Here is a 15,849-nt window from a genome sequence, read left to right on the forward strand (position 1 = left end):
AATTAAATGCACGATTCGGATGGAAAATCGTGCATTTTTTATTGCCCAATTACAAATCTTCAAAAACTAATACCTTTATTAATGAATTTAACTTACAATGGAAGATAATAATTATCATTAATAATGAGGTAAATATGATTATTTCATCCGCAAACGATTATCGTCAAGTTGCTAAACGTAAGGTTCCTCCATTTATGTTTCATTATGCTGATGGTGGCTCTTATTCCGAACATACACTTACACGTAATGTAAGTGATCTATCTAACATAGCATTACGGCAACGTGTGCTCAATGATATGTCTCAATTAAATACTGAAATTGAATTATTCGGTGAAAAGCTTTCTATGCCGTTAGTATTGGCTCCTGTAGGTGCATGTGGTATGTACGCAAGTCGTGGTGAAGTTCAAGCTGCAAAAGCTGCCGATAATAAAGGTATTCCATTTACGCTTTCAACTGTGTCAATTTGTCCAATTGAAGAAGTAGCTCCAACACTCAAACGTTCCATGTGGTTCCAACTTTATGTTCTAAAAGATCGAGGCTTTATGAAAAATGCGCTCGAACGAGCAAAAGCAGCAGGTTGTAAGACATTGGTCTTTACTGTAGATATGCCAACCCCTGGTGCACGTTATCGTGATATGCATTCAGGCATGAGTGGCGAATATAAATGGCTTCGTCGAACATTACAAGGTTTCACTCATCCATTATGGTCTTACGATATGCTCATGAAGGGGCGTCCATTTACATTAGGTAATGTTTCTCAATATATGGGTAAACCGGTAGGGTTAGATGATTACATTGGTTGGTTAACTGACAACTTCGACCCTTCTATTTCGTGGAAAGATTTAGAATGGATACGTGATTATTGGGATGGTGCTATGGTTATCAAAGGTATTTTAGATGCTGAAGATGCTAAAGATGCTGTTCGCTTTGGTGCTGATGGGATCGTGGTATCCAACCATGGAGGTAGACAACTAGATGGTACGCCATCAACAGCTCAAGCTTTACCTTATGTCGCTGATGCAGTCAAAGGTAATATAAAAATTCTTGCAGATAGTGGTATTCGTAATGGATTAGATGTAGTACGTATGATCGCATTAGGTGCTGATGCTACTATGATTGGTCGTTCTTTTGTATATGCTCTTGGAGCAGATGGTCAACGTGGCGTAGAGAATATGCTCGATATATTTCATAAAGAAATGCGTGTAGCAATGACACTAACAAGCAATAAGAATATCACAGATATTACTCGTGATGCTTTGGTGGATTTCAGCAAATAAATTTTAAATTTCATAATCTAAAATCATTTAACAGCGTGAATATTTTACGCTGTTTTTATTTTATTAGAAAACGATTGCGATCAAAAAAAGCTTATCTTTTCAGGAAAAAAGAAAAATAGTCGTTTTAATCCGATCCATTTTCCGTTAGTCTATCCAGAATTACTTTTTACAAGGAGAAAACATCATGACAACGCTTTTTGATATTGCACAAAACTGGTTAAACCAAGATCCTGATGCAGAAACTCATGCAGAATTAACCGCACTTTTAACCGCTGCGAAAAATGGTGATAAAAAAGCACAATCTGAATTACAAGCTCGCTTTAGTAGCCGTTTACAATTTGGTACTGCAGGGCTTCGTGGACCATTACAAGCAGGCCCTATGGGGATGAACCGTGTTTTAGTAGCACAAGCAGCAGGTGGTTTAGCGGATTATTTAAAAGATTACGACAAACAACCTTCTATCGTGATTGGTTACGACGGTCGTAAAAACTCTGATGTTTTCGCACGTGATACCGCTGAAATCATGGCGGGGGCAGGCGTTAAAGCTTATTTACTTCCACGTAAATTACCCACTCCAGTATTAGCTTACGCAATTCAATATTTTGATACCACAGCAGGTGTTATGGTGACAGCAAGTCACAACCCACCAGAAGATAACGGTTATAAAGTGTATTTAGGCAAAGCGAACGGCGGTGGCCAAATCGTTTCGCCTGCAGATAAAGATATCGCTGCATTAATCGACAAAGTCGCAGTGGGTAATGTAAAAGATTTACCTCGTAGCCAAGATTATGTGGTGTTAGATGATGAAGTAGTTAACGCTTATATTGAAAAAACGGCTTCTCTTGCTAAAGAACCTAAAGCAGACATTAACTACGTTTATACCGCAATGCACGGTGTAGGCTATGAAGTATTAAGCAAAACCTTAACCAAAGCAGGTCTTCCACAACCTCATATTGTGGCAGAACAAGTATGGCCAGATGGCACATTCCCAACAGTAAACTTCCCTAACCCAGAAGAAAAAGGTGCATTAGATTTAGCCATTAAAGTGGCAAAAGAACACAATGCGGAATTCATTATTGCCAATGACCCTGATGCAGACCGTTTAGCAGTAGCTGTTCCAGATGCACAAGGTAACTGGAAACCTTTACACGGCAACGTAGTAGGTTGTTTCTTAGGTTGGTATTTAGCAAAACAATATCATGCAAAAGGTGAGAAAGGCGTATTAGCGTGTTCTTTAGTGTCCTCTCCAGCGCTTGCTGAAATTGCGAAAAAATACGGCTTCCAATCAGAAGAAACCTTAACCGGTTTCAAATACATCGGTAAAGTTCAAGGCTTATTATTCGGTTTCGAAGAAGCGCTTGGTTACTTAGTTGACCCAGATAAAGTACGCGATAAAGACGGTATTTCAGCGGCGATCGTATTCTTAGATTTAGTGCGTCACTTAAAAGCACAAGGTAAAACCTTAGCGGATTATGCCAATGACTTCACACAAGAATTCGGTGCTTATGTAAGTGGTCAAATTTCTATCCGTGTAAGCGATTTATCTGAAATCGGTAAATTAATGACCGCACTTCGTAACACGCCTCCAGCTGAAGTAGGTGGTGTTAAAGTGGCACAATTCATCGACCACACTAAAACTGATCGCCAAAGCGACATCCTTGTATTCGTATTAGAAAACGGTAGCCGCTTAATCGCTCGTCCATCTGGTACTGAGCCGAAAATCAAGTTCTACCTTGATGCTCGCGGTAAAGATCCAAAAGACGCGGATCAAGTTTTAGCACAATTTGATGAAGGCGTTCGTCAAATCCTTCGTCAAGATGCTTACGGCAAACAGGATTGCTAATTGAGCAAACTATTAAATAATAAAAAACGCTAGGTTTGATGCCTAGCGTTTTATTTTTGCTTATTTCAATGCAAGTTGTAGCTTGCCCTGATGTTTTTCTAATAAAGCCTCTGCTTGAGCACGATCTAATCCACTCAGAATCATCATAATCGCTAATTTCGCATTTTGATCAGCCTGCTTTAATGTCTCTTCTGCGAGAGCCTTATCGCAATCCGTGGCTTGCATGACGATACGAATGGCACGAGCTTTCAGTTTTTTATTACTTGCCTGCACATCCACCATTAAGTTTTGATAGCATTTACCCATTAAAATCATAGAAGCCGTAGTCAGCATATTCAGTACTAATTTTTGTGCTGTGCCTGATTTCAAGCGGCTCGAGCCAGTTAGCACTTCTGGTCCCACGACAGTATCAATGGCAATATCCACAATATTCGCCATCGCTGAATTCGTATTACTTGCAATCGAAACCGTCACTGAACCTAAACGTTTCGCATATTCCAATGCACCGATCACATAAGGGGTTCGTCCACTTGCAGCAATACCCACCAACACATCTTTTGAGGAAAAGTGAATTGTTTGTAAGTCCACCACGGCTTGTGCTTTACTATCTTCCGCCCCTTCAATTGGATGACGTAATGCGCGCTCGCCGCCTGCAATAATACCTTTCACCATTTCAGGTGACACACCAAATGTTGGCGGGCATTCAGACGCATCGAGTACGCCTAATCGACCACTGGTTCCTGCGCCAATATAGACTAATCGACCGCCTTGTTGAAATGCAGCAACGATACGTTCAACCGCTTGGGCAATTTGAGGTAAACATTTTTCAATTGCCAAAGGCACTTGCTTATCTTCCTGATTCATTAACTGCGCAATTTCCAATGCAGATAAGCTATCTATATGCATGGAATTGGGATTTCGTTGTTCAGTAATTAGAGTTGAAAGGGTTTGTAATAAATTCTCTGCCATGGTTTATTCCTTTGGAAAAATCGCCCCTAAACTGACCGCACTTGTGGCGCCCGTCACACTCGGCAAATTAGCGGGTAAATTATGCATACGACGATAAGCCAACCAAGCAAAAGCTGCCGCTTCTACATAATCGATATCAAGCTCTAATTCCGTCGTCAGTTGAATACGCCAAGTTGGCAACGCCTGTTTTAAACCATTCATGATCGCCTGATTTTTAGCCCCCCCGCCACAAACAAGTAATCGACATGGTAATGTCGTCTGAATATTATTAAGGGCTAAAACAATGCTTTGCACGGTAAATTCAGCCAAAGTAGCTTGCACATCTTGTGGTAAAAGTGCGGTCGTTTTGCCTGCTATTTTTTGAATTTTCCTCTCTAGCCAAGCCAAATTAAATAATTCACGCCCCGTGCTTTTCGGTGGTGGAAGCTGAAAGAAATCTTCATCTAATAATGCCGCTAACAAATCTGGATTCACTTGACCTGAAACCGCCCATTCACCATTTTGGTCGTAAGCTTTGCTTTGATGTTTTTCGATCCATTGGTCAAGCAAGGTATTACCTGTTCCCGTATCAAAGCCAATGACAGGCTGTTCGGGTATCAATAACGATACATTACTTATACCACCAATATTCAGCACCACCGTTGTCCAATGAGGATCAAAAAATACCGCTTGATGAAAAGCGGGTACTAAAGGCGCCCCTTGTCCACCAAACGCCATATCTTTACGGCGCAAATCGCCAACGACCGTAATGCCTGTTTTTGCAGCTAATAAGTTCATATCGCCAATTTGCATGGTAAACGGAAATTGACCTTTTGGGGAATGCCACACTGTTTGGCCATGGCAGCCAATGGCTTCAATCTGTTCTGGCTTTAACTGGTGTTTACGTAAAAAATCATTTACGCAATCGGCATAAAGCAAACCAAATTGATGATCGAGTTCACCCAATGCTTGTAACGACGTTTCGCCCGATTGAATAAGTGCGGTCACTTTTTCGCGTAAATTTGCCGGCATCGGCGTAAAACCTGCCGCAATTAATTTGGTTTGATTAGATTGGATGTCAGTAAGGGCAATATCCACCCCATCAAGGCTGGTGCCAGACATAATGCCAAGATAATAAGTCATAGTGTTCAATTCATGAGTTTTTCAGAATTATAGCGGATTTCAAAAAAATAAAAAAAGAGAGAACATTATAGTTCTCTCTTTTCATCATGGATGATTCTTATAAGTCATCAATGACTAAATAGATTTTTGCTACTGGACCATGTACGCCAATCACTTTAATCAATTCAATATCTGCGGTTGAACTTGGACCTGAGATAATATTGATACAAGATGGCATACGCTCGCCTTGTTGTGCTTTATCATGTAATACTTTCGCCACTTGTGCAACACGTGGTAGTACTTGGCTTTTACGTACAACAACAATCGATTTTTCAGGTAATAAACTCACTGAACGTCCATGATCTGCGTCAGAGAATAAGACGATTCCGCCCGTTTCCGCCAAACCATATTCTGCATAAACCACACCAAGATTAGCTTTTTCAGAAAAACTAATATTATCTTGTGCCGTTTCTGGTGACCATGTATGGCAAGTATATTTCGCTTCAAGCGCTGCAGGAATACCAAGTGCAGTCAATCTTTCATCGGAATTAAGCACAACATCACCGCCACCATATTTTTCACAGAGAGCAAGTAAGGTTTGTACTGCATCAGACTCTTTACACACATTTACGTCCACCATCATGGTTTTAGCAGAATTGGTAAATTCATTCGCTAAATCAACCGCACTTAAATGGGTTAAACGCTCAGTTGGGTATGTATTGACTGGTGCTTCCATCGGTTCAGGTACGATAGCACGGGCTTTACCCATTTTCGCCGCTAATTTATTAAGAAAATTTTCGCGATTTTGTAAATCCATGCTTATTACCCTCTCTCTCTATTATTAAACCATTGACGGAAACTTTCGCCATCTGCTTGTGGTAAATCTCGTGCTTTTGTCCATTCACCCAATGCACCAAATGTAATTGGTGCTTTCCCATTTTTGATCAGCTTACCCGCTAATTTCGCACCAATATTCACACCTGTTTTCCATAGTATTGGGTTGGCATTGGCTGTGGTGAAACCAAAAATAGATAAACGTTCCATCGCAGGCGTTTTACCTAACTCTACCATTTTCTCACGGTGTTTTAAGATTAACTGTGCTAATGGAATACGCACCGGGCAGACAGAGTTACATGCGTTACATAATGAACAAGCATACGGCAATTCTTTAAACTCATCGTAGCCGCCTAGTAACGGAGAAATCACGGCACCAATTGGCCCTGGGTAAATAGAACCATATCCATGACCACCGATTTGACGATATGCCGGACAGGTATTCAAACAAGCACCGCAACGGATGCAACGTAAAACTTCTTGGAATTCAGACGCTAAAATATCTGAACGGCCATTATCCACAATAACCAAATGGAATTCTTCAGGTCCATCCGTTTCACCTGCAACACGAGGACCCGTTAACCAAGTGTTATAACCGGTTAATTTCGCTCCTACAGCGCTACGAGCAAGCATCGTGATTAACACATCTACCTCTTGGAAGGTTGGTGCTAGACGCTCCATTCCCATCACGGCAATATGTGTTTTTGGTAAAGTAGTGGCTAAACGTAAGTTACCTTCATTCGTTACTAAACAAACTGAGCCAGTTTCTGCTACGGCAAAATTACAACCACTAATACCAATATCCGCTTCTAAAAAATCTTGACGAATTTTTTTGCGTACGAAACTCGTCATATCTTCTGGTGTTTCCTCACCTTCATAGCCGAGTCGCTCAGCTAAATCTTTACGGATTTGATGACGATCTTTATGAATTGCTGGTACAACGATATGGGATGGTTTATCACCTGAAATTTGTAAGAGATATTCCCCTAAATCGGTTTCGATCACTTGCATACCTTCTTTTTCAAGCACGTCGTTTAAACCGATTTCTTCTGTCACCATGGATTTGGATTTTACGATTTTCTTCGCATTTTTCTCTAATGCTACTTTGCGAATATAAGCACTCGCTTCTTCGGCAGTTTCAGCAAAATACACTTTACCGCCATTTTCAATCACTTTTTCGCTTAATTGATACAAATAAGCATCTAAATTAGCTAAAACATGGTTACGAATCTGTTTAGATAAATCACGCCATTCTTCCCAATGACCTAATTCGTCCACCATTTTTTGACGGTTAGCACCAATAGTTTCTTGGGCTTTCACTACCGCTTTACGCATGATAGTATTATGTACTTCGTGATCAACACGCGCTTTAAAAGGAAGATGACTGGTTTTTAGTGACATATTATTTCTCCCCTTGCATTAATACTTCCGCAATGTGCATCACTTTGATCTTGCTGCCTTCGCGTTGTAAACGACCACCAATGTTTAATAAACAGCTGACATCGGCACCAATTAAATATTGTGGTTCAACCTCTTCAATATGCTCAACTTTTTCTTTTACCATTTCGCCAGAAATCTCTGCCATTTTCACAGAGAAAGTTCCACCAAAACCACAACAAGTTTGCTGATTATGAATAGGAAGCAACTCTAAACCTTTCACTCCTTTTAAAAGCGCAATGGGCTCATCAACAATACCTAATTTTCGAGATAAGCTACAAGAAGGGTGATAAACTGCTTTACCTGGCAGATATGCGCCGACATCCGTTACACCAAGTTTATTGACAATAAAATCGGTTAAATCACAGAAACGAGCCACCACTTTTTTTGCGCGCTCTGCCCAATCTAACTCACCCACTTTGGTGAAATAGTCAGGATAGTTTTTAATCGCATAAACACAGGAACCTGCAGGGGCAACGATGGGATAATCGTTCACTTCAAAGGTTTTGACTAAGTTTTTCATGCCAGGGATGGCTTGTTTGGTGTAACCGCTGTTTAATGCAGGTTGCCCGCAACAGCCTTGTTTTTCAAGAAAGATAACATTACAACCGAGTTTTTCCAGTAGTAATACGGTGTTTTTCGCCACACCGCTTTTTACGACATCAGCAATACAGGTAACGTAGAAATTTACGTTCATAAAGAATTACTCCAACAGTAATAGAAAATAAAAAGTAAAATATTCGATAAAAGTTAAGCAACCGCCGACAAAGTGCGGTTGCTTTTTGCCTCTATTTTAGAGCGCATAGAATAGCGGAATTAAGAAACTTGCGCAAAGGGCAGCAATGATACCGTAAACGACCATTGGCACAATCGTAGTCTTAATGATTGTTCCTTCTTTGTTTTGAATATTCAATACAGAAGAAACGGCTACGATATTATTAATACATACCATGTTACCCATCGCACCACCTACTGACTGTAACGCAAGAATTAAGGTCACAGATAAACCGGTGGTTTCTGCGGTCGATAATTGTACGCTACCGAATGTTAAGTTAGATACCGTATTTGACCCCGAGAAGAATGCACCTACCGCACCTAAGAAGGATGAGAACATTGTCCAGTCACTACCAGTCACTTCTGCAAAGGTACGACCGATGATTTTCACCATAGAATGCTCGCCACCTACTAACATTAAGTTTACCATCACTAAGGCTCCCATTAAGGCAATAAATGGATTTTTTACTTGGCTTAAGCTTGCACTAAAAATACCTTTTGCTCTGCTGAAGTTCACGCCGAAAAGTGGTAATGAAATTAATACGGTAATGACAAATGGAATTAACGCAGGCACATAAAGTAGTTTATAGCTTTCACTCACTTCTGAACCAAAGATATTTTTCAAACTAAAAATTAAACCTTTACTGACTTCAAATGTGCCTAATGAACCTAACGCTGTGGAGAACCACACATCTTTGTTATTCATTAAGCCTTTTAAGCCTAATTCTGGAATACGTGTAATGATTAAGAATAAAATCAATAAACCTGTTGGTAATAACGCTTTAGCAACTTGGCCTGCGCTAACCGCATTATTATCTAAATTATTTTCTACTTTCGCTAAACCAATACCTTTATTTGCCACAAATACAGAAATAAAGAGACCAATTGCGCCACCGACTAATGATGGGAACTCATAGTTAAACTGTGCAATTAAGAAGCAAGGAATCACGCAAGAGAATACGCTGATATAAATGAAAACAATATTTTGACGGATTTCTTTCCAGGTTACCATGATGCGTAATGCCATCAATGGAATTACTAATGCGGCAATTGAGTGGATAAACGCTGTCATCGAACCAATTTCAAGAATCGATTTTGAATCTAATTTTAACGGGCCAAAACCGAACCAAGTTGGTGTACCTACCGCCCCAAAAGAAACCGGAACTGAGTTCATCACCAAAGCTAACATGGCGACTTTTAATGGATTAAAACCTAATCCCATTAAAATTGGTGCGGCAATCGCAGCAGGTGTACCAAAGCCACTCGCGCCTTCAATCATAAAAGCAAATGCCCAACCGATAATCATTAATTGTGCAACTGGGTTGGGGTTAATATTGCCTAACCATTTACGCATCGTATCGGTTGCGCCAGATACTTCTGAAAATTTATTGAAAAGAATTGCCCCAAAAATCACCGTAATTGGTGTTTGAACAGCCACAATAGCAGCGGTCACATTCGCACTAATCGTTACGATGTCGGTATTAAAATGAAGAAGGTGAACGCCCATCACTAAAGTTGCAATCCAAGGTAATGCAACATAAGAAGGTAATGCATTACGCTTTACCATTAAATAAATTAATAAAATGATGGGAAAAACACTAAGAATAAAAGATAGAGTCATACTTAATCCTCTTATGTAACTAAAAATTGCGCGTATTCTATAGTTTTTGAAGAAAAAGCCTATACCCTATTTAGTGAAATTTGTTAAAAATGTGACAAAAATCTTATAATTTTTAACATTTTCACCTTTCATTGTAACATTTTTTTAACCATTCAAAAAATCTGATAAAAATACAGAAATTGTGATAGAAAATAAATTTTCATGATAAAATCACATAACGAAAAAATCCTTGCAAAGGTTGACTTTACCAAGGATTTTTAAGTATAAAATGAATTAAAAGAAACTATTTTTAGCTATTGATGGAATAAGGTAACGGTTCAATTTTCAGAACAGTTCCATCTTCAGGTAAACGGAAATGCGTCCCTTCTTCTAAATCGTTATTCATCACCACGTGTAACCATAAAACGCCGTCAAAATTGACCGCACTTACGATCGTGCCGGTTTTACGCCAAGCTGTTTCTAACTGCATTTCAATTTCGCTGCCAATTTTCGGTGTAACCGTGGTTTCCCCTGAAAGCACATACATCGCACGTTTATTGGCACCACGATATTTAGCTCGCGCGACAGTTTCTTGCCCGATATAACAGCCTTTAGTAAAAGAAATCGCTTGTTCGATAGCTTGTAGATTCAATGCCTGTGGGATAAATTCATTTTGCGTTTCCGCACTCAAACTTGGTAAGCCCGCTTGAATATCCGCACAAAGCCATTGTTTTTCATCGCCATTAAGGGTGACATCTAACGGTGTCGGATTGATCAAAATTGCGCGATTATCATCAATATCCAAAGTAATTTGCGCTTGAATTCGACCGCACTTTTCACCAATTAAGCCGACAATTTGCCAATCTAACACTTGAAAAGTCACTTTTGAAAACACGGCGTATTTTTTTAAATGCTCGAGTGGCGTAAATAAATTTTTCGGCATTAAAATCAAAAACTGCTCAGATGAAAGCTTAATTAAGCGAAACAACGAGTTCATTTTGCCTTTAGGATCGCAATGCGCTGTAAGCGTTGAAGCGCCAGCTGCTAAATGCACCACATCACACGTTAATTGGCCTTGCAGATATTTCTCCGCATCGACGCCAGCCACTTCCACCAAATCATAGTGGTTTAATGAAATAAATGTTGCCATGATTTTTCCTATTCAAGGTTTTGAATTTGCTCACGCATTTGTTCGATTAATACTTTTAATTCCACAGCGGAAGCGGTGATATCGGCATTAATGGATTTAGATGCCAACGTGTTCGATTCACGATTAAGTTCTTGCATCATAAAATCCAGTTTACGGCCCACTGCCCCACCTTTTTTCAAGATATTATTGGTTTCTTTCACGTGCATTTGCAGACGATCTAATTCTTCCGCCACATCCACACGTTGCGCCAATAAAATCATTTCTTGTTCGACACGTTGTGGATCGAGTTGAATCTTCGCTTCTTCAAAACGTTGCAATAAACGCTCACGCTGCCATTGTAAAACCGCCGGCATTTGTGACCGCACTTTTTCAGCTTCTACCGTAATGCCATCAAGACGTTGTTGAATAATGGCTTGCAATTTTTCGCCTTCACGTCCACGCATTGCAATAAATTCCACCAACAACTCATCAAAAGCTGTCAACAAATCTTGACTGATCACATCTAAATCTTGCTCAGCCGCTTCCACCACGCCGGGATAACGCAATACGTCCGTTAAATTGATTGCGCCCTCGCCAGCTTGTGCCTTAATCCATTGTAAAGATTGAATCACTTGATTCGCTAATTCTTTATTTAAATTGAGCTCAGCCGCCGCTTGTTTTTTGCTATCAATACGCAATGAACATTCAATTTTACCGCGAGTGAGATTTTGACGAAGTTTCTCACGCAAAGCATTTTCCAAGCCTCGGAATTGCTCCGGCAAGCGGAAAAAGTTTTCCAAATAACGTTGGTTAACCGAACGAATTTCCCAAACTGCATCGCCCCAACCTTTCTTAATTTCAAGGCGTGCAAAGGCTGTCATACTATAAATCATAAGCGTTCTCCTACTATTGTCTCTTGTCTTAATTGATTTGAGGCTATTTTATCGGGAAAGTGCGGTCATTTCTACCGTACATTTTGTAGAAGAATTTTGTTTCTCCTACTTTACACACTGTAAAGATTAAAATACAATCATCGTAAATTTATTATTACAACCTAAGGAAGATAAAATGAACAAGACCGTGGGAAGTACCTTACTTGTTGCAGGAACCATGATTGGTGCAGGGATGTTGGCAATGCCACTCACCTCTGCAGGGATTGGCTTGACTGCGACTGTTTTCTTATTACTTGGCTTGTGGGCGGTACTTACTTTCACCGCACTTTTATTCGTGGAACTGTATCAAACTGCTGACAGCGATGCGGGGATCGGCACTCTTGCTGCACAATATTTTGGTCAAGCAGGGCGAATTATTTCCACTGCGGTTTTAATTGTCTTTTTATATGCCTTGATTGCTGCTTATGTGAGTGGTGGCGGTTCCTTATTAATGGATTTACTCCCAGCCATGGGCGATAAAGACACCATGAATAAAATCGCGGTGCTTGTATTCACCATTTTCTTCGGCAGTTTTATCGTCATCGGTACACACAGTGTGGATAAGATTAATCGCGTGTTATTCTTTGTGATGATTATTGCTTTTATTTTAGTGCTTGCGTTAATGCTACCTAACATCAAATTTGATAACTTAATGGCGATGCCAATTGATAACGCTTTAATTATTTCTGCAAGCCCCGTATTTTTCACCGCATTTGGTTTCCACGGTTCGATTCCAAGCTTAAATAAATACTTAGACGGTAACGTAAAAGCCTTACGCATTGCGATTTTAGTGGGTTCTGGCATCACATTATTTGCTTACTTTTTATGGCAGCTTTCGACGCACGGCTTACTCAGCCAAAATGAGTTTTTACAAATTTTACGTGAAGACGCCACGTTAAATGGATTGGTGAAAGCAACCTTAGAAATCACCCAAAGCCCAATTATTGCGAATGCGGTAAAAATCTTCTCCACTTTAGCATTGGTCACTTCATTCTTAGGGGTGGCATTAGGTTTATTAGAATGTATCGAAGACTTACTCAAACAATCTTTTGATATTCATGCAGGGCGTATTTCATTAGGTTTAATGACCTTTATTCCCCCAGTGCTTTTTTCCCTTTTCTATCCGGAAGGTTTTATTCTCGCGCTGGGTTATGCTGGTCAAATGTTCGCGTTCTACGCAGTGGTTTTACCGGTAGCATTAGTTTGGAAAGCACGTGCGATTCATCCTAACTTGCCATACCGAGTATGGGGCGGTAACGCATTGTTAGTACTTGTATTGGTACTCGGTGTGATGATTACTTCGATTCCTTTTGCTATCCGAGCGGGTTACTTACCTTTTGTCGTGGGTTAAAATGAGCGAAAAAAAGACTGCACTTTTAAGGTGCGGTCTTTTTTTATTCGTTTTATTAAAAATCCCTTTTATAATGACCGCACTTTTGAAATAAAAAAGAGAAAAATATGAAAGCAATTCAGCCCGAAGATCAGGGATATTGGCTATTCACCAAAGGATCGACTATTTATTGGCAGGAAAATGATCTGCCTTTTGGAACAGCAAAGGAACTCGGCCTCATAACGCAAAAAGCAATGTTGCTCAGGAAATGGAAATCACAACCTTTATGGCTTGTGGCAGAAAATGATCAAGATGAACGAGAATACCTTTCCTTACGAAGTTTGTTATCTTTACCAACTGAAGATTTTCATTTATTAAGCCGAGGTGTGGAAATCAATCATTTTCTGAAAACCCATCAATTTTGCGGAAAGTGCGGTCAAAAAGCGGAACAAACTCACGATGAGCTAGCGGTTCAATGCACAAGTTGCGGCTATCGTACTTACCCCGTTATTTGCCCTTCGATTATTGTCGCCGTTCGCCGTGGCACAGAGATTTTGTTAGCCAATCATCAACGCCATTACACGCCAGGTAAAGCGCGTATATACACCACGTTAGCGGGCTTTGTGGAAGTGGGCGAAACCTTTGAAGATGCGGTTCGCCGCGAAGTCTTTGAAGAAACGGGTATTCGCATTAAAAATATTCGCTATTTCGGTAGCCAACCTTGGGCATTCCCTAATTCACAAATGGTGGGATTTTTAGCTGATTACGACAGCGGAGAAATTCAACTGCAAGAAACAGAACTGCATGATGCACAATGGTTTTCTAGCGCTGCCCCCTTGCCAGAATTACCGCCAACAGGTACTATCGCACTCAAATTAATTAATGCTACGCTTGAACTTTGCAAAGCGGAACAAAATAAATAAAGGAAAGTCCATGTCTGAATTAAAAAATGATCGTTATTTAAAAGCCTTATTACGTGAACCAGTGGATATGACACCCGTATGGATGATGCGCCAAGCTGGACGCTATTTGCCTGAATATAAAGCAACACGTGCAGAAGCGGGCGATTTTATGTCTCTTTGCTGCAATGCGGATTTAGCTTGTGAAGTTACCTTACAGCCACTTCGTCGTTATGCTTTAGACGCGGCTATTTTATTCTCAGATATTTTAACTATTCCTGATGCAATGGGCTTAGGCTTAAGTTTTGGTGCAGGTGAAGGCCCGAAATTTGCTCGTCCAATTGAAAACAAAAGTGCGGTCGAAAATTTACCGATTCCTGACCCTGAAGGCGAACTTCAATATGTGATGAATGCTGTGCGTACAATTCGTCGCGAACTAAAAGGCGAAGTGCCACTGATTGGTTTCTCTGGTAGCCCGTGGACACTGGCTACTTATATGGTTGAAGGTGGTAGTAGCAAAACCTTTAATAAAATCAAAAAAATGATGTATGCCGAACCGCAAACCTTACACCTTTTATTAGATAAAGTAGCGGATTCCGTGATTTTATACCTAAACGCACAAATCAAAGCAGGTTCACAAGCGGTCATGGTGTTTGATACTTGGGGCGGTGTATTAGGTCATCGTGAATATTTAGACTTCTCTCTGCAATATATGCATAAAATCGTTGATGGTTTAATTCGTGAACACGATGGTCGTAAAGTACCGGTAACCTTATTTACTAAAGGCGGCGGGTTATGGTTAGAAGCCATGGCTAATACAGGCTGCGATGCGCTAGGATTAGACTGGACAGTTAATTTGGCTGATGCAAAAGCGCGTGTAGGTCATAAAGTGGCGCTACAAGGCAATATGGATCCAAGTGTGTTATATGCACCTGCAGAGCGTATCGAGCAAGAAGTGCGGTCAATTTTATCCAATTTTGGTCAAGGCAGCGGACATGTATTTAACTTAGGTCATGGAATCCACCAAGACGTGCCGGAAAGTGCACCAAAAATCTTCGTGGATGCCATTCACGAATTTTCTAAAGCCTATCATAAATAAGCGAGAAAAAAATGCGAAACCCAATTCACAAGCGTCTCGAAAATGTTGAAAGCTGGCAACATCTGACCTTTATGGCCTGCTTATGCGAACGTATGGCGCCGAATTTTACCTTGTTTTGTCAAATGACCGAACAGGAACAAGCAGAAAAGACCTATCACAACATTTTAAATTTAGTGTGGGAATTTCTAACCGTTAAAGGGGCGAAAATCAATTTCGAAAACCAATTGGAGAAGCTCGAAGAGATTATTCCTGATGTGAATAATTATGACTTCTTTGGTGTGGTACCCGCTCTCGATGCTTGTGAAGCGTTAGGTGAATTATTGCATGCCATTATCGCAGGCGAGACGCTCGAAAAAGCGATTCAAATCAGCCAAATTTCGTTAGGCACAATTTGTTCCTTGTTAGAAACCCAAGAAAACCGTAATCTTTCTGAAATCGAACTGAAAAGCCATGAAGAAATTGAAGAAGAACTTGATCTACAATGGCAAATCTATAGATTACTCAAAGACTGCGAAAAACGAGATATCGATCTAATTTTATCTCTCCGAAACGAGATTAAGCAGGACGGAATCTCCAACATTGGTATAAAAATCGAGCAATGACGTGAGATTTGTCACAATTTTTA

Annotated in this window: 14 protein-coding genes; 6 read left to right on the plus strand and 8 right to left on the minus strand. The window is 40.2% G+C overall.

Annotated features, from left to right (window positions below):
• The first annotated feature begins 134 nt into the window (after positions 1-134).
• Together lldD and ACXVWB_RS05435 are read left to right on the plus strand one after the other, a co-directional pair.
• Positions 135-1,277: an FMN-dependent L-lactate dehydrogenase LldD gene (gene lldD / locus ACXVWB_RS05430; RefSeq protein ID WP_049356086.1), complete on the plus strand. Its 1,143-nt coding sequence runs from the start codon at positions 135-137 to the stop codon at positions 1,275-1,277.
• A 184-nt stretch (positions 1,278-1,461) separates the two neighbouring features.
• Positions 1,462-3,120 carry a phospho-sugar mutase gene (locus ACXVWB_RS05435; RefSeq protein ID WP_289901608.1) on the plus strand — a complete coding sequence of 553 codons (1,659 nt, stop codon included), beginning with the start codon at positions 1,462-1,464 and terminating at the stop codon, positions 3,118-3,120.
• Between the two features lie 60 nt (positions 3,121-3,180).
• Here the strand turns inward: ACXVWB_RS05435 and murQ are convergent, their stop codons facing one another.
• The 8 genes from murQ to ACXVWB_RS05475 all read right to left on the minus strand — a co-directional run bounded on the left by murQ (position 3,181) and on the right by ACXVWB_RS05475 (position 11,857).
• Complete coding sequence (gene murQ, locus ACXVWB_RS05440; protein ID WP_289901609.1) at positions 3,181-4,089, minus strand: N-acetylmuramic acid 6-phosphate etherase; 909 nt, start codon at positions 4,087-4,089, stop codon at positions 3,181-3,183.
• Positions 4,090-4,092: 3 nt separating this feature from the next.
• Entirely contained in the window at positions 4,093-5,211 is a 1,119-nt protein-coding gene (locus ACXVWB_RS05445; RefSeq protein ID WP_289901610.1) for an anhydro-N-acetylmuramic acid kinase, read from the minus strand.
• A 97-nt stretch (positions 5,212-5,308) separates the two neighbouring features.
• Entirely contained in the window at positions 5,309-6,007 is a 699-nt protein-coding gene (locus tag ACXVWB_RS05450) for a LutC/YkgG family protein (RefSeq protein ID WP_289901611.1), read from the minus strand.
• 5 nt (positions 6,008-6,012) lie between these two features.
• Positions 6,013-7,425, minus strand: a complete 1,413-nt coding sequence (locus ACXVWB_RS05455; protein WP_289901612.1) for a LutB/LldF family L-lactate oxidation iron-sulfur protein — start codon at positions 7,423-7,425, stop codon at positions 6,013-6,015.
• A 1-nt stretch (position 7,426) separates the two neighbouring features.
• Complete coding sequence (locus ACXVWB_RS05460) at positions 7,427-8,158, minus strand: (Fe-S)-binding protein (protein ID WP_289901613.1); 732 nt, start codon at positions 8,156-8,158, stop codon at positions 7,427-7,429.
• A 96-nt stretch (positions 8,159-8,254) separates the two neighbouring features.
• Positions 8,255-9,856: a lactate permease LctP family transporter gene (locus ACXVWB_RS05465; protein ID WP_289901614.1), complete on the minus strand. Its 1,602-nt coding sequence runs from the start codon at positions 9,854-9,856 to the stop codon at positions 8,255-8,257.
• A gap of 289 nt (positions 9,857-10,145) precedes the next feature.
• Positions 10,146-10,985, minus strand: a complete 840-nt coding sequence (gene ygfZ / locus ACXVWB_RS05470) for a CAF17-like 4Fe-4S cluster assembly/insertion protein YgfZ (protein ID WP_458485234.1) — start codon at positions 10,983-10,985, stop codon at positions 10,146-10,148.
• 8 nt (positions 10,986-10,993) lie between these two features.
• On the minus strand, positions 10,994-11,857 hold the full coding sequence (locus tag ACXVWB_RS05475; RefSeq protein WP_458485235.1) for a YicC/YloC family endoribonuclease: 864 nt from the start codon (positions 11,855-11,857) through the stop codon (positions 10,994-10,996).
• A gap of 175 nt (positions 11,858-12,032) precedes the next feature.
• On the opposite strand from ACXVWB_RS05475, the gene ACXVWB_RS05480 reads away from it, so the two are divergent.
• The 4 genes from ACXVWB_RS05480 to ACXVWB_RS05495 all read left to right on the plus strand — a co-directional run bounded on the left by ACXVWB_RS05480 (position 12,033) and on the right by ACXVWB_RS05495 (position 15,826).
• The gene (locus ACXVWB_RS05480) at positions 12,033-13,247 is read left to right on the plus strand and encodes an aromatic amino acid transporter (protein ID WP_458485236.1); all 1,215 of its coding nucleotides are present in this window, start codon (positions 12,033-12,035) and stop codon (positions 13,245-13,247) included.
• Between the two features lie 107 nt (positions 13,248-13,354).
• The gene (gene nudC, locus ACXVWB_RS05485) at positions 13,355-14,149 is read left to right on the plus strand and encodes an NAD(+) diphosphatase (RefSeq protein ID WP_289901617.1); all 795 of its coding nucleotides are present in this window, start codon (positions 13,355-13,357) and stop codon (positions 14,147-14,149) included.
• A gap of 10 nt (positions 14,150-14,159) precedes the next feature.
• Positions 14,160-15,224, plus strand: a complete 1,065-nt coding sequence (gene hemE, locus ACXVWB_RS05490) for a uroporphyrinogen decarboxylase (protein WP_458485238.1) — start codon at positions 14,160-14,162, stop codon at positions 15,222-15,224.
• A gap of 11 nt (positions 15,225-15,235) precedes the next feature.
• Positions 15,236-15,826, plus strand: coding sequence for a YjaG family protein (locus ACXVWB_RS05495; RefSeq protein ID WP_297569089.1), 591 nt, complete (start codon positions 15,236-15,238; stop codon positions 15,824-15,826).
• The last annotated feature ends 23 nt before the right edge of the window (positions 15,827-15,849 follow it).

It is taken from the genome of Haemophilus sp. SZY H53 (assembly GCF_054332375.1).

What these genes read in the sequence shown, in the direction of transcription:
- ACXVWB_RS05480 (WP_458485236.1), top strand. Translation starts at nt 12,033, where the DNA reads ATGAACAAGACCGTGGGAAGTACCTTACTTGTTGCAGGAACCATGATT.
- lldD (WP_049356086.1), top strand. Translation starts at nt 135, where the DNA reads ATGATTATTTCATCCGCAAACGATTATCGTCAAGTTGCTAAACGTAAG.
- ygfZ (WP_458485234.1), bottom strand. Translation starts at nt 10,985, where the DNA reads ATGGCAACATTTATTTCATTAAACCACTATGATTTGGTGGAAGTGGCT.
- murQ (WP_289901609.1), bottom strand. Translation starts at nt 4,089, where the DNA reads ATGGCAGAGAATTTATTACAAACCCTTTCAACTCTAATTACTGAACAA.
- hemE (WP_458485238.1), top strand. Translation starts at nt 14,160, where the DNA reads ATGTCTGAATTAAAAAATGATCGTTATTTAAAAGCCTTATTACGTGAA.
- ACXVWB_RS05445 (WP_289901610.1), bottom strand. Translation starts at nt 5,211, where the DNA reads ATGACTTATTATCTTGGCATTATGTCTGGCACCAGCCTTGATGGGGTG.
- ACXVWB_RS05465 (WP_289901614.1), bottom strand. Translation starts at nt 9,856, where the DNA reads ATGACTCTATCTTTTATTCTTAGTGTTTTTCCCATCATTTTATTAATT.
- ACXVWB_RS05460 (WP_289901613.1), bottom strand. Translation starts at nt 8,158, where the DNA reads ATGAACGTAAATTTCTACGTTACCTGTATTGCTGATGTCGTAAAAAGC.
- ACXVWB_RS05455 (WP_289901612.1), bottom strand. Translation starts at nt 7,425, where the DNA reads ATGTCACTAAAAACCAGTCATCTTCCTTTTAAAGCGCGTGTTGATCAC.
- ACXVWB_RS05450 (WP_289901611.1), bottom strand. Translation starts at nt 6,007, where the DNA reads ATGGATTTACAAAATCGCGAAAATTTTCTTAATAAATTAGCGGCGAAA.
- ACXVWB_RS05435 (WP_289901608.1), top strand. Translation starts at nt 1,462, where the DNA reads ATGACAACGCTTTTTGATATTGCACAAAACTGGTTAAACCAAGATCCT.
- ACXVWB_RS05475 (WP_458485235.1), bottom strand. Translation starts at nt 11,857, where the DNA reads ATGATTTATAGTATGACAGCCTTTGCACGCCTTGAAATTAAGAAAGGT.
- nudC (WP_289901617.1), top strand. Translation starts at nt 13,355, where the DNA reads ATGAAAGCAATTCAGCCCGAAGATCAGGGATATTGGCTATTCACCAAA.
- ACXVWB_RS05495 (WP_297569089.1), top strand. Translation starts at nt 15,236, where the DNA reads ATGCGAAACCCAATTCACAAGCGTCTCGAAAATGTTGAAAGCTGGCAA.